Source organism: Pseudomonas sp. IT-P395, assembly GCF_949767675.1.
In the GTDB taxonomy this organism is placed as follows: domain Bacteria; phylum Pseudomonadota; class Gammaproteobacteria; order Pseudomonadales; family Pseudomonadaceae; genus Aquipseudomonas.
The window spans coordinates 23,781-36,535 of record NZ_CATKPW010000017.1 but is presented as its reverse complement, the minus strand read 5'-3'; the positions used below and the strand labels follow the sequence as shown (position 1 = coordinate 36,535).

At 59.7% G+C, this 12,755-nt stretch carries 18 protein-coding genes and 1 pseudogene; 14 read left to right on the top strand and 5 right to left on the bottom strand.

All coding sequences use genetic code 11. The annotated features are described in order from the left end of the window. Positions 1-45 precede the first annotated feature (45 nt). Together ACM6IN_RS14615 and ACM6IN_RS14610 are read left to right on the top strand one after the other, a co-directional pair. On the top strand, positions 46-531 hold the full coding sequence (locus tag ACM6IN_RS14615) for a chemotaxis protein CheW (RefSeq protein WP_007919980.1): 486 nt from the start codon (positions 46-48) through the stop codon (positions 529-531). Further along, positions 532-924, top strand: coding sequence for a DUF2802 domain-containing protein (locus tag ACM6IN_RS14610; RefSeq protein WP_007919978.1), 393 nt, complete (start codon positions 532-534; stop codon positions 922-924). It abuts the gene before it with no gap. Positions 925-1,021: 97 nt separating this feature from the next. Here the strand turns inward: ACM6IN_RS14610 and ACM6IN_RS14605 are convergent, their stop codons facing one another. Both ACM6IN_RS14605 and ACM6IN_RS14600 read right to left on the bottom strand, forming a co-directional pair. After that, positions 1,022-1,351, bottom strand: a complete 330-nt coding sequence (locus tag ACM6IN_RS14605) for an EscU/YscU/HrcU family type III secretion system export apparatus switch protein (RefSeq protein WP_414916256.1) — start codon at positions 1,349-1,351, stop codon at positions 1,022-1,024. Beyond that, on the bottom strand, positions 1,348-2,922 hold the full coding sequence (locus tag ACM6IN_RS14600) for a flagellar hook-length control protein FliK (protein ID WP_007919973.1): 1,575 nt from the start codon (positions 2,920-2,922) through the stop codon (positions 1,348-1,350). The genes ACM6IN_RS14605 and ACM6IN_RS14600 overlap by 4 nt, the downstream gene beginning before the upstream one ends. Positions 2,923-3,119: 197 nt before the next feature. Between ACM6IN_RS14600 and ccmA the strand changes: the two genes are divergently transcribed. The 10 genes from ccmA to ACM6IN_RS14550 all read left to right on the top strand — a co-directional run bounded on the left by ccmA (position 3,120) and on the right by ACM6IN_RS14550 (position 10,500). Next, on the top strand, positions 3,120-3,755 hold the full coding sequence (ccmA, locus tag ACM6IN_RS14595) for a cytochrome c biogenesis heme-transporting ATPase CcmA (protein WP_007919971.1): 636 nt from the start codon (positions 3,120-3,122) through the stop codon (positions 3,753-3,755). Further along, the gene (gene ccmB, locus ACM6IN_RS14590) at positions 3,752-4,420 is read left to right on the top strand and encodes a heme exporter protein CcmB (protein ID WP_007919970.1); all 669 of its coding nucleotides are present in this window, start codon (positions 3,752-3,754) and stop codon (positions 4,418-4,420) included. The genes ccmA and ccmB overlap by 4 nt, the downstream gene beginning before the upstream one ends. 78 nt (positions 4,421-4,498) lie before the next feature. Then, positions 4,499-5,254 carry a heme ABC transporter permease gene (locus ACM6IN_RS14585; RefSeq protein WP_122608285.1) on the top strand — a complete coding sequence of 252 codons (756 nt, stop codon included), beginning with the start codon at positions 4,499-4,501 and terminating at the stop codon, positions 5,252-5,254. Further along, the gene (gene ccmD / locus ACM6IN_RS14580; RefSeq protein WP_019692354.1) at positions 5,251-5,427 is read left to right on the top strand and encodes a heme exporter protein CcmD; all 177 of its coding nucleotides are present in this window, start codon (positions 5,251-5,253) and stop codon (positions 5,425-5,427) included. Before ACM6IN_RS14585 ends, ccmD begins: the two co-directional genes overlap by 4 nt. After that, positions 5,424-5,879, top strand: a complete 456-nt coding sequence (gene ccmE / locus ACM6IN_RS14575; RefSeq protein WP_007919964.1) for a cytochrome c maturation protein CcmE — start codon at positions 5,424-5,426, stop codon at positions 5,877-5,879. Before ccmD ends, ccmE begins: the two co-directional genes overlap by 4 nt. A gap of 3 nt (positions 5,880-5,882) precedes the next feature. After that, on the top strand, positions 5,883-7,871 hold the full coding sequence (locus tag ACM6IN_RS14570; RefSeq protein ID WP_414916255.1) for a heme lyase CcmF/NrfE family subunit: 1,989 nt from the start codon (positions 5,883-5,885) through the stop codon (positions 7,869-7,871). Next, positions 7,868-8,404 (top strand): DsbE family thiol:disulfide interchange protein, encoded by a 537-nt coding sequence (locus ACM6IN_RS14565; protein WP_007919961.1) that lies wholly within the window; start codon positions 7,868-7,870, stop codon positions 8,402-8,404. Before ACM6IN_RS14570 ends, ACM6IN_RS14565 begins: the two co-directional genes overlap by 4 nt. Beyond that, a complete protein-coding gene (locus tag ACM6IN_RS14560; RefSeq protein ID WP_007919960.1) occupies positions 8,401-8,871 on the top strand; it encodes a cytochrome c-type biogenesis protein in 471 nt (156 codons plus the stop codon). Before ACM6IN_RS14565 ends, ACM6IN_RS14560 begins: the two co-directional genes overlap by 4 nt. Next, positions 8,868-10,070 (top strand): c-type cytochrome biogenesis protein CcmI, encoded by a 1,203-nt coding sequence (ccmI, locus tag ACM6IN_RS14555; RefSeq protein ID WP_414916254.1) that lies wholly within the window; start codon positions 8,868-8,870, stop codon positions 10,068-10,070. Before ACM6IN_RS14560 ends, ccmI begins: the two co-directional genes overlap by 4 nt. 25 nt (positions 10,071-10,095) lie before the next feature. Further along, a complete protein-coding gene (locus ACM6IN_RS14550; RefSeq protein WP_016987493.1) occupies positions 10,096-10,500 on the top strand; it encodes a hypothetical protein in 405 nt (134 codons plus the stop codon). Positions 10,501-10,557: 57 nt separating this feature from the next. Here the strand turns inward: ACM6IN_RS14550 and ACM6IN_RS14545 are convergent, their stop codons facing one another. From ACM6IN_RS14545 to ACM6IN_RS14535, 3 genes and pseudogenes are all read right to left on the bottom strand, one after another. Then, complete coding sequence (locus tag ACM6IN_RS14545) at positions 10,558-11,133, bottom strand: PIN domain-containing protein (RefSeq protein WP_081498761.1); 576 nt, start codon at positions 11,131-11,133, stop codon at positions 10,558-10,560. Then, on the bottom strand, positions 11,130-11,597 hold the full coding sequence (locus ACM6IN_RS14540; RefSeq protein ID WP_007919953.1) for a helix-turn-helix domain-containing protein: 468 nt from the start codon (positions 11,595-11,597) through the stop codon (positions 11,130-11,132). The genes ACM6IN_RS14545 and ACM6IN_RS14540 overlap by 4 nt, the downstream gene beginning before the upstream one ends. Before the next feature lie 241 nt (positions 11,598-11,838). Continuing rightward, positions 11,839-11,917 (bottom strand): annotated as a pseudogene (locus ACM6IN_RS14535) (short-chain dehydrogenase); the annotation flags it as partial. Between the two features lie 185 nt (positions 11,918-12,102). Here ACM6IN_RS14535 and ACM6IN_RS14530 point away from each other — a divergent pair. Then, complete coding sequence (locus ACM6IN_RS14530) at positions 12,103-12,315, top strand: type II toxin-antitoxin system HicA family toxin (protein WP_414916253.1); 213 nt, start codon at positions 12,103-12,105, stop codon at positions 12,313-12,315. Next, positions 12,315-12,719, top strand: coding sequence for a type II toxin-antitoxin system HicB family antitoxin (locus ACM6IN_RS14525; RefSeq protein WP_064390887.1), 405 nt, complete (start codon positions 12,315-12,317; stop codon positions 12,717-12,719). Before ACM6IN_RS14530 ends, ACM6IN_RS14525 begins: the two co-directional genes overlap by 1 nt. The last annotated feature ends 36 nt before the right edge of the window (positions 12,720-12,755 follow it).

Below are 12,755 nucleotides of genomic sequence, written 5' to 3'. Positions count from 1 at the left end.
ACAGAACACACACCGCTCAGAGCGGTTTTTTCGAGGGGTCAGGGTATGAGTAGTCAGGCGACGAATGCAAAAGGTTCTGAAGATCCGATCCTGCAATGGGTAACCTTCAAACTGGACAACGAAACCTACGGCATCAACGTGATGCGCGTTCAGGAAGTGCTGCGCTACACCGAGATCGCTCCAGTGCCAGGTGCACCGAGCTACGTGCTGGGCATCATCAACCTGCGCGGTAACGTGGTCACCGTGATCGACACCCGTCAGCGCTTCGGCCTGAACAGCGGCGAGATCAGCGACAACACCCGTATCGTCATCATCGAAGCCGATAAGCAAGTCGTCGGCATCATGGTCGACAGCGTGGCCGAAGTGGTTTACCTGCGTCAGTCGGAAATCGAGACGGCGCCAAACGTCGGCAACGAAGAATCGGCCAAGTTCATCCAGGGCGTGTGCAACAAGAACAACGAGTTGCTGATCCTGGTCGAGCTGGACAAGATGATGAGCGAAGAAGAATGGTCGGACCTGGAGAATATCTGATTGATTCTCGAGGTCGCGGTCATTGTCCTGTTCCTCTTCTGGGCAGGCACGCTGGCAATGTTTGTGTCGTACATCAAGGCGCAGCGCGTCATCGCTGCGCAACAGGCCCAGGGCGATGCGCTGCGTGATCAGCGCATCAAGGAACTGGCCAAGCGTGTCGACGATTACCAGAACGGCAATGTGCGCATGGGCGACGCCCTGCACGAGTTGCGCGCGGTGGTGAGTCCGTTGCCGGACAAGATTGTCGCGCTTGAACAACGCGACCCGTCGAGCCTGTCATTCGCCCAGGCGGCGAAACTGGTAGGCATGGGCGCAAGCGTCGATGAACTGACTCAGTCCTGCGGGTTGACCCAGGCTGAGGCGGAGTTGATGCGCAAGCTTCACAAGAACTAGAAGCAAGATCAAAAGATCGCAGCCTTCGGCAGCTCCTACAGGGAAACGCATTCCAATGTAGGAGCTGCCGAAGGCTGCGATCTTTTGCTTTTAAGGCTTAATAATCATCGCCGCGATCAGTGATGTCCTTCTCGACCATCGGCGCATTCGGGTCCTGCCCCTCGGGGAATTTGCCCTTCAGATTCCACGCAAACGCGATGATCTCGGCGATGGTGTGATACAGCTCTTCGGGAATGCTGTCGCCCAGTTCCATCCTCGCCAGCAAGCGCACCAATTCAGCATTCTCATAGATCGGCACTTCGCAATCACGAGCAATGCGCAGGATTTCTTCGGCCAGTTCATCATCACCCTTGGCGGTGAGGGTCGGGGCGTGGTTGCCGTCGTACTTGAGGGCGATGGCCTGGCGTGGGGCAGTGGAATCGTTCATGCGGTTTCGTCGACCCAGCGGTGTTCGAGGCGGGTTTGGTTGCCCTGCGGCGGGGTGCCGAGGTGGCAGTCGAGGTCGCCGACGTTGAGCCCGCGATCTAGCAGGCGTTGGCGCAGGGCGAACAGGTTGTTGCCGATCAGGTCCGCGGTGTACGGCCGTTCGGCCCACAGTTGGCTGGACAGGCTGCCGGCGATCAGTTGCGCCTGAATCTGCATCGGCCCGAGCGGCTCCATGTCGAACGCCAGATCGACGCGCCACAGTTGTTGCTTGGGCTCGCGCTCGTCACGGCGCTCGTTCGGTTGCGGTTCGCGCTCCGGCGCTTCTTCACGCTGAAACTTGACCTGCAACGGCACGATGTCCTGCAGGTTGCGCATGGGGATTTCCAGTTGCCAGGTGCTGAGCAGACGCCCGTCGTCGGTGACGCCGGTCTGCTCCAGGCTCGACAGTTGATGGCTTTGCAGGCGCGAAACCGCGGCAGCAGCGAGGCGCAGCAATTGCTCCAGATCGCCTTCGCCGTCCTGACTTTGCAGCAAACGCTCGGGCAGCGGGAAGCTGCTGGGCACCGGTTTGGCGCTGACCTGGCCGAGCATGCCGAGGGCGTTGCGGACGAAGCTCGGCAGCGCTTGCGCCAAGGTGTTGGCGGCGATGATCGCGTTGAAACTGGTGCTGCTCGGCAGGCCCGGGGTAAGTTGTGCGATCAGCTTGAGCAGATCGGCTTTCATGTCCGGAGCCAGCGTCGGGTTCTGGCCGGTCAGCAGTTTTGCTTCGAGGAACGCGCCGCTGTTGGCCAGCGCCAGCGCGACGCCTTTGGCGGTGCTCAGTTGTTGCACGTCTGGCAGGCTGGCAAGGAGTTTGTCGACCACCGCGCGCAAATCCTGCGATGTCTGATCGGTATCGCTCGGCAGATTTTGCAAAGCATTCAGCAACCCTGTCAGGGATGCCTGACGACTTTGCTGGCCGAGCAGTTGCTGACTGACGGCCAGTTGTTCCTGGCGGCTGCTCATCGGCAGAAACTTGAGGGTTTGTGAGTCTTCCACCAACGCCGACAGCAAGGTGCCAATGCGCAGCGGCTGCGGGCTGTCGATGGTCAATGTGCTGCCGCTCTGTGCGGTGTTGAGCAGGCTGACCAGCGAGCGGAACACCGCTGCCTGCCCCGGCGTCTGCGGTAGCGCCTGCGAGGTCAGCACTTTGCCTTGCAGCAGCGTGCCGACCGGCAATTGCGCGGTGTCGATGCGGGTGAGGGTGGCGACGCTGCTGGCAATCGCCTGCTGCACGGTAATCGCCAGGTTGCCCGCCGAGGGCTGGGTGATCGCCAGACTGGTGCCTTGGGGCAACGGCAGATTGCTGGTCGCCTGCACGGTGGTCTGGCGTCCGCCGTCGACGGTCACCTTGAGCAATAACTGAAAGGTCTGGTCCGCCTGCTTGAGCGACAACACCTCGGCCTTGGCGCTTTGCCCGGCGCCGATCAGGCCTTCGACCGGGGTCAGCAGCTTGAGCAGCTCACCGACCTGCGGGCGAACGGTCGCCGGGGTGGTGGGCGGGAGCGGGAGGATGTTCATTTCGCCTGTCATACGCGGACACAACCTGAGGAAATTGCACTCTTGAGAGTAAGGCACGACATGTATAATGCCGCCCGTCTTGCGCTTCGAATAAAAAACATAGCAATTGTTTGACCCAGCTCTCTAGATCGAGCCGTCAATGCATCTATGCTGCATCTCTTTAACGGCCGCGCCAGAGCCGACTTGAACCGTATAAGGCCCGTGATCCCTTGACCAGTCCTGTCCTGCAAACCGTTGCCCTCGCGTGTGAACGTGATCTGCGGCTGCTCTTCGAAAATCTCGAATTGAGACTCGCCAGTGGCGATATGGTGCAGATCAGCGGACCCAACGGCAGCGGCAAGACCAGCCTGTTACGCCTGCTATCCGGGTTGATGCAGCCGACCGCCGGGCAAGTCCTGCTCAATGGCCAGCCGCTGAGCGAACAACGCAGCGAACTCGCACGCAACCTGCTGTGGATCGGCCACGCCGCCGGGATCAAGGATTTGCTCACCCCGGAAGAAAACCTGTCTTGGCTCTGCGCGCTGCATCATCCCGCCGAACGCGAGGCCATCTGGCAAGCGCTGGCAGCTGTAGGATTGCGCGGTTTCGAAGATGTTCCCTGCCATAGCCTGTCCGCCGGTCAGCAGCGCCGCGTGGCGCTGGCACGCTTGTATCTCGACAGCCCGCCGCTGTGGATTCTCGATGAGCCGTTCACCGCGCTGGACAAGCAAGGCGTGGCGCAGCTCGAAGAACATCTGGCCGGGCACTGCGAACGCGGTGGTCTGGTGGTGTTGACCACGCACCACACGCTGAGCCGGATGCCGGCCGGTTATCGCGACATCGATCTGGGGAACTGGTCAGTATGAGTGTGTTTGGCCTGCTGGTTGCCCGTGAATCCCGATTGCTGTTTCGCCGCCCGGCGGAACTGGCCAATCCACTGATTTTCTTCGCCATCGTCATCGCATTGTTCCCGCTGGCCGTTGGCCCGGAAACTCAAGTGTTGCAAAACCTGTCCCCCGGGTTAGTCTGGGTGGCGGCGCTGTTGTCGGTCCTGCTCTCGCTGGACGGGCTGTTCCGCAGTGATTTCGAAGACGGATCGCTGGAACAGTGGGTCCTTTCGTCGCACCCGCTGCCACTTCTGGTCTTGGCCAAGGTGCTGGCACACTGGCTTTTCTCCGGTCTGGCACTGGTTCTGCTCTCACCGCTGCTGGCGTTGATGCTCGGTTTGCCTGCCGCCTGTCTGCCGGTTTTGCTGCTTTCGTTGCTGCTGGGAACACCGGTGCTGAGCTTGCTCGGCGCGGTGGGCGCGGCGCTGACGGTCGGTTTGAAGCGTGGCGGCCTGTTGCTGGCGCTGCTGATTTTGCCGCTGTACATCCCGGTGTTGATCCTTGGCAGTGGCGCCTTGCAGGCAGCCCTCCAAGGCATGCCGGCGACCGGGTATCTGCTGTGGCTGGGTAGCCTGACCGCCCTGGCGATCACCCTGACACCGTTTGCAATAGCTGCTGGCCTGAAGATCAGCGTCGGCGAATAATGAGGTCTGGTTAAAATTTAACCAGCAAAGACCCTGAGACTGCTCACACCGATGAGCGGCACCCGTGATGGAAACAGTATGAACTGGACCTGGTTTCACAAGCTCGGCTCGCCCAAGTGGTTCTACGGCATCAGCAGCAAGTTCCTGCCGTGGTTGAGCATTGCAGCGTTGCTGCTGATCGGCGTCGGCGTTGTTTGGGGCCTGGCCTTCGCGCCGCCGGACTATCAGCAAGGCAATAGCTTTCGCATCATCTACATCCACGTACCCGCCGCGATGCTCGCTCAGTCGATCTACGTGATGCTGGCGGTGTGCGGCATCGTGGGCCTGGTGTGGAAGATGAAACTGGCCGACGTCGCCCTGCAATGCGCCGCGCCGATCGGCGCGTGGATGACCGCCGTAGCGCTGGTCACCGGGGCGATCTGGGGCAAACCGACGTGGGGCTCGTGGTGGGTCTGGGACGCGCGTCTGACCTCGATGCTGATTCTGCTGTTTCTGTACTTCGGCGTGATCGCGCTGGGCAATGCCATCAGCAACCGCGACAGCGCCGCCAAGGCCTGCGCGGTGCTGGCCATCGTCGGTGTGATCAACATTCCGATCATCAAATACTCGGTGGAGTGGTGGAACACCCTGCACCAGGGCGCGACCTTCACCCTCACGGAAAAACCGGCGATGCCGGCGGAAATGTGGCTGCCACTGCTGCTGACGGTGCTGGGTTTCTACTGCTTCTTCGGCGCCGTGCTGTTGCTGCGCATGCGCCTTGAAGTGCTCAAGCGCGAAGCCCGCGCCAGTTGGGTGAAAGAAGAAGTGCAGCACAGTCTGGAGGCCGCTCGATGAGTTTTGCTTCATTCGGCGACTTCCTCGCCATGGGCCATCATGGCCTGTATGTCTGGTCGGCCTATGGCATCTGTCTGGCGGTGTTGGCTCTTAACGTGGCGGCACCGATTCTGGCCCGCAAGCGCTATCTGCAACAAGAGGCGCGTCGTTTGCGCCGGGAGAACAGCAAGTGAATCCGCTGCGCAAGAAACGTCTGATCATCATTCTGGCCATTCTGGTCGGAGTCGGCGCTGCCGTCGGCCTGGCCCTCAGCGCCCTGCAGCAGAACATCAATCTGTTCTACACGCCGACGCAGATCGCCAACGGCGAAGCGCCGCAAGACACGCGCATTCGCGCCGGAGGCATGGTTGAGGCCGGTTCGTTGCAGCGCTCGAAAGATTCGCTGGACGTCAAATTCGTCGTCACCGACTTCAATAAATCCGTGACCATCGCCTATCGCGGCATCCTCCCGGATCTGTTCCGCGAAGGGCAGGGCATCGTCGCCCTCGGCAAGCTCAACGCCGACGGCGTGGTAGTGGCCGATGAAGTGCTGGCCAAGCACGACGAGAAGTACATGCCGCCGGAAGTGACCAAAGCCTTGAAAGACAGCGGTCAATCGGCACCAACGCCTGCGAAGGAGGGTTGATCGATGACATCGGCAATTTTTATTCCTGAACTCGGTCATCTGGCGATGATCCTGGCGCTGTGTTTTGCGCTGGTGCAGGCCGTGGTGCCATTGATTGGCGCCTGGCGCGGCGACCGTTTCTGGATGAGTCTGGCCCAGCCTGCCGCGTGGGGGCAGTTTGCGTTTTTGCTGTTCGCGTTCGGCATTCTGACCTACGCGTTCATGACCGATGACTTCTCCGTCGCCTATGTGGCGAACAACTCCAATACCGCGTTGCCGTGGTACTACAAATTCAGTGCAGTGTGGGGCGCCCACGAAGGGTCGTTGCTGCTCTGGGCCCTGATTCTCGGTGGCTGGACCTTTGCCGTGTCGGTGTTCTCGCGGCAGTTGCCGCAAGTCATGCTGGCGCGAGTGCTGGCGGTGATGGGCATGATCAGCACCGGTTTCCTGCTGTTCCTGATCCTCACGTCCAACCCGTTCAAACGCATCCTGCCGCAAATGCCCAGCAATGGCGCTGACCTCAATCCACTGTTGCAAGACATCGGCCTGATCGTGCACCCGCCGATGTTGTACATGGGTTACGTCGGCTTTTCGGTGGCGTTTGCCTTCGCCATCGCCGCGTTGATGGGCGGTCGACTGGATGCCGCGTGGGCGCGCTGGTCGCGTCCGTGGACCATCGTCGCCTGGGCCTTCCTCGGCATCGGTATCACCCTCGGTTCGTGGTGGGCGTACTACGAACTCGGCTGGGGTGGCTGGTGGTTCTGGGACCCGGTGGAAAACGCCTCGTTCATGCCATGGCTGGTCGGCACCGCGCTGATTCACTCGCTGGCGGTCACGGAAAAACGTGGCGTGTTCAAGAGCTGGACGGTGTTGCTGGCGATTGCTGCGTTTTCGCTGAGCCTGCTTGGTACGTTCCTCGTGCGTTCCGGCGTGCTGACTTCGGTGCATGCGTTTGCCTCCGATCCGGAGCGCGGCGTGTTCATCCTGATCTTTCTGTTGTTCGTGGTCGGCGGCTCGCTGACGCTGTTCGCCCTGCGCGCACCCGTGGTCAAGAGTCAGGTCGGTTTCAACCTGTGGTCGCGGGAAACCCTGCTGCTGGGCAACAACCTGGTGCTGGTCGTTGCTGCGTCGATGATTCTGCTCGGTACGCTGTATCCGCTGATTCTTGATGCCCTGAGCGGCGCGAAAATGTCGGTCGGCCCGCCGTACTTCAACGCGCTGTTCATTCCGTTGATTGCGCTGCTGATGATGGTCATGGCGGTCGGCGTGATCGTGCGCTGGAAAGACACGCCGGTGAAATGGCTGGCCGGCATGCTGACCCCGGTGCTGCTCGGCAGCGTCGCGCTGGCGGTGGTGGCCGGTGTCGCTTACGGCGATTTCAACTGGGCGGTGATCGCGACCTTCCTGCTCGCTGCGTGGGTATTGCTCGCCGGTGCGCGCGACATCGTCGACAAGACCCGGCACAAAGGCTTGATCAAAGGTTTACCGACCCTGACCCGCAGTTATTGGGGCATGCAGATCGCGCACCTCGGCATCGCCGTGTGTGCGCTCGGCGTGGTGTTGTCGAGTCAGAACAGTGCCGAACGCGATCTGCGTCTGGCGCCGGGCGAGTCGATGGATCTGGCCGGTTATCACTTTGTCTTCGAAGGCGCCAAGCACTTCGAAGGGCCGAACTTTACCTCGGACAAAGGCACGATTCGGGTCATTCGTGACGGCAAGGAAGTCAGCGTGCTGCACCCGGAAAAACGTCTGTACACCGTGCAGAACTCGGTGATGACCGAAGCCGGTATCGACGCCGGTTTCACCCGTGACCTTTACGTCGCCCTCGGTGAACCGCTGGACAACGGCGCGTGGGCGGTGCGCGTGCACGTCAAACCGTTCGTGCGCTGGATCTGGTTCGGCGGCTTGCTCACTGGTTTTGGTGGATTGCTGGCGGCGCTGGATCGACGTTATCGGGTCAAGGTGAAAGCCAAGGTGCGTGAAGCACTGGGCATGACGGGAGCGGCTGCATGAGACGTTGGTTGATGCTGGTGCCACTGGCGATTTTTCTGCTGGTGGCGGTGTTTCTTTATCGCGGTCTGTATCTCGATCCGGCGGAGTTGCCGTCGGCGATGATCAACAAGCCGTTCCCGGAGTTTTCCCTGCCCAACGTGCAGGGCGACAAGAGCCTGACCAAAGCTGACATTCTTGGCAAACCGGCTCTGGTCAACGTTTGGGGCACCTGGTGCATTTCCTGCCGGGTCGAGCATCCGGTGCTGAACAAACTCGCCGAGCGCGGCGTGGTGATCTACGGCATCAACTACAAGGACACCAACGCTGATGCCTTGAAGTGGCTGGCCGAATTCCACAATCCGTATGCGCTGGACATCCGCGACGACGAGGGCTCGCTGGGACTGAACCTCGGCGTCTACGGCGCCCCGGAAACCTTTTTCATCGACGCCAAGGGCATCATCCGCGACAAGTACGTCGGCGTGATTGATGAACAAGTCTGGCGCGAAAAACTCGCAGCCAAGTATCAGGCGCTGGTCGATGAGGCCAAGCCATGAAGCGCTTTATGGCTGCGTTGATATTGGGTTTGAGTCTGGTCGGTGTCGCCCATGCCGCCATCGACACCTACGAGTTCGCCAAAGAAGGCGATCGTGAGCGTTTTCGCGAGTTGACCAAGGAACTGCGCTGCCCCAAGTGCCAGAACCAGGACATCGCCGACTCCAACGCGCCGATTGCCGCGGACCTGCGCAAAGAGATTTTCCGCATGCTCGGCGAGGGCAAGGACAACCAGCAGATCATCGACTTCATGGTCGATCGCTACGGTGATTTCGTTCGCTACAAACCGGCGCTCAACGCCAAGACTGCGCTGCTGTGGTTCGGCCCGGCCGGCCTGCTGCTCGGTGGTCTGGTGGTGATCGCGGTGATCGTCCGCCGTCGTCGCGGCCAGCGTGCCGAGACTCCGCAAGCGCTGTCCAGCGAAGAGCGTCAGCGCCTCGACCAACTGTTGGATAAAAACCAAGAATGATTGATTTCTGGCTTGCCGCAGGGCTGTTGCTTCTGGTCGCCCTGAGTTTTCTGCTGATCCCGGTGCTGCGTGAACGTCGCGCCCAGCGTGAAGAGGATCGTACTGCCCTGAACGTTGCGCTGTATCAGGAGCGCGTCGCCGAGTTGCAATCGCAACAGGCTGAAGGTGTGCTCGACGCCGCGCAAATGGACAGCGGTCGTGCCGAGGCGGCGCGTGAGTTGCTGGCCGATACCGAAGGGGTTGCCGCACCGCGTATCTCGAAACTGGGTAAACCGTTGCCGCTGCTGGCGGCAGTCTTGGTGCCCGTGCTGGGCCTCGGCCTGTATATGCACTTCGGCGCTGCCGACAAAGTCGAGCTGACCCGCGAATTTGCCCAGGCACCGCAGTCGATGGAAGAAATGACCCAGCGTCTGGAACGTGCTGTTGCGGCGCAACCGGATTCCGCTGAAGGCCTGTATTTCCTCGGTCGTACCTACATGGCGCAAGAGCGTCCGGCGGACGCGGCGAAGATGTTCGAACGCGCTGCCAATCTGGCCGGACGTCAACCGGAGCTGCTCGGTCAGTGGGCGCAGGCGCAGTATTTTGCTGATGGCAAAAAGTGGTCGGCGAAGATTCAGGCCCTGACTGACGAAGCGCTGAAGGCGGATCCGAAAGAAGTGACCAGCCTTGGTTTGCTCGGTATCGCTGCGTTTGAAGGCGAGCGTTATCAGGAAGCGATCGATTACTGGAACCGTCTGCTGGCGCAACTGCCGCCTGAGGATAGCTCCCGCGCCGCGCTGCAAGGCGGGATCAAACGCGCCGCCGAACGTCTGGAAGCCAGCGGTGGCAAAGTCGCTCAGGCACCGGTAGCCGCGAAAGCCGCACTGTTGAAAGTCAGCGTCGATCTGGCCAGCGAACTCAAAGGCAAGGTGCAACCGGGCGACAGCGTATTCATTTTCGCCCGCGCCACCTCCGGTCCACCGGCACCGCTGGCAGCCAAACGCCTGACCGTGGCCGATCTGCCGGTGACCGTCGAACTGGGCGATGCTGACGCAATGATGCCGCAGTTGAAACTGTCGAACTTCCCTGAAGTCCAACTGGTTGCGCGCATCTCCCGCGCCGGCCAACCGACTGCCGGCGAGTGGGTCGGTCGCAGCGGCCCTCTGGCCAGCAGCACCACTGCGCTACAAAAACTGACCATCGACAGCCCGGACAAATAGCCGGGCACAACAGGAAAGCACCGCCATGCACACCATCGCCCGAATCACAGTCCTCACACTGGCCCTGGGCTTGAGTGCATGTGCGGTGCAACGACCGGAACCGACGACGAATTTGCCGCCAATTCCGCCGTCGCAGCCAAGCCCGACCCCGTCGACTTCGCCGACGCCTGGCAAAAGCATCCCGGCGAAACCGGCCAAACCGGTGCCGCGCACCTCGGCCAGCTTCGCCCCGCCACCGGGCGGCAACAGCCACTGGGACCAGAAACTCGGCGTCTACGTCCTCGACGACCAGACCAATACCTTCTACCGCCAGCGCACCTACTACCGCTGGAACAACGGCTGGAGCCGCTCCGTCAGCCCGAACGGCCCGTGGGAAGACACCAACATCCACGGCGTGCCACCGGGGTTGGGCAAGCAATTCGGGCAGTAAATGAAAACGGCGATCTTCGGATCGCCTTTTTTTTGTCTGTCGATTGCGCTGGTGATTTCACAGGATCGCGCGGTAGCTGCCGAGCGCTTGAATCGACTTCTTCAACCCCTGACGTTGTAGCAAACTCAGAAACGATTCGACGTCCATCGTGGGTGTTTTCAATTGTTTGCGTTGGTGCTGCGCGGCTGCGACAACGGCTGCCGAATCCAGATGAAACAGGTTTTCGACGAACTCATCCGGGTGTTGCGCCTCAATACCGAAAGGGGCGAGGTATTTGTCGGGAAAATCTTTCAAATTAAACGTCACGATCACGCCAGCATTGCAACGAATCGCTGCTGCCAGAACATGGCGGTCATCCAGATCGGGCAATGACAATCCACTGACCAAATTTTCATAGTCGTAGACGCAGGCATCGGGAATCGCCTGATCCATCAGCTCCGAGGTGCGATCCAATTGCTCGATTGTCAGGTCAGTGCGGTTCTTCAACAGATTGCGTTTCCATTCGCCGTGAATCTCCTTGGTCCATCGTGCCCGGAATAGCCCTGAGAGGGCTAACCACATCAAAAAGTCTCTCAATGGGGCTGGGTACAAAACACATGCATCGTATACAGCAGTGAAAGAGGAATGCCTCACTCGTAACCTGTCCTTAACGCTTGTGCCTGCTCTGCGAGAAGCATCATTGCCTGCTCGCTGGCGCTGTCACGCCGGGTCTTATAATCCATCAGATCGGCAAAGCGCACACGTCGGTGCTTGCCGGTTTTGTGGTAGGAAATCTCGCCACTTTCCAGCAGTTTAATCATGTGCGGGCGTGAGACGTTGAGCAGGTCGGCGGCTTCTTGGGTGGTCAGTTCGGCGTGTACTGGCACGACTTTAACGGCGTTGCCCTCTGCCAGCGCTGTAAGAATGTCAGCAAGCAAGCGCAGGGCGGACGTTGGCAACTCGACACGATGAGCTTCGTTCTGCTCATCGAAGATATGTATGTGCTGGGTTTCGAATTGGGTAGCGAGGTAAGCGGCCAAGGCACGCTGGCCCTCGATGGCGGCTTTGATCTCGCGCTCTACGGGGAGGGTGACCGGCGGATGAATAACAATCGACATGATGGTTTTCCAGCTTTCTGAAAAGACAATGTCTGGACGTTATTCGAATTAAACGAAAATCGCAATAAACGAAACGTTACGCGTCAATGGTTGCTCACTAGAAGCCCGTGGACACACTCAACAATCGCCCTTGCCTTGGCACTCGCCATCTGCCCCGTCGGAAAAACCGCCCACACATCGTTATCCGGCAGCGTCCACTCCTACAGGGGAGTCGTATTGATTAAAACGAGGCTTTACCGACCTAGGAGCCGCCATCGACGAACAATGTCTGCCCGGTGATGAAGCCACTCTGTTCTGAAGGTAGAAACTGCCATTGCCATAACAATCCCTTCTGGTCTTCCATTGTTCAGGGCTTTGGATGTGAGCCGCTGAGTGTATTCGGGTCCGGTTGCGATGCAATCAATCACATTCTGTAAAACAACCGGGCGTCGCTTCCAGAATTTCTATGCTTGAGTAAATATAACTCTAGAGTTATTTTTGTGAGGCCAAGGCAAGGAGGCGGTTGGTGCAGAGCAGGCTATTGATCAAGGAGTTGGAGGATGCAGGCTGGACGCTGGATCGGGTCACTGGCAGTCATCACATCTTCAGGCACCGATACAACCCGTACACGATTCCCGTTCCTCACCCGAAAAAGGATTTGCCACTGGGGACGGTCAAAAGCATCAGGAGGCGTGCCGGGTTGTACAACCCGCCAGCCAGTTATGAAGGAGATCGGTAATGCAATATCCAATCTGCATCGAATGGGGTGATGAAAATACCGCCATCGGTATTCAGATCCCTGATATTCCCGGCGCAGTAACGGCAGGGGATAGCTTTGAAGATGCCTACAAGGCTGCGGTTGAAGTCGCCCACATCATGCTGCAGGAGATCGCGGCAGACGGGGAGTCGATTCCTATGCCGACTTCGGCATCTGCTCATCGCAGTAATCCGGACTTTGCCGATATGGGATGGGGCATGCTCGAGCTGGACATTTCGCCGTATCTGGGCAAGACCGAGAAGGTCAACGTAACGCTGCCCGGTTACGTGATTCAGCGCATCGATCGTTATGTGCGCGAACACAATGTCAAAAGCCGCTCCTCCTTTCTGGCGGATGCGGCAATGGAGAAACTGGTTCGTTATTAAGCTTCCTCGCTCCCCCAGGCTCAGTGAATAACCTGT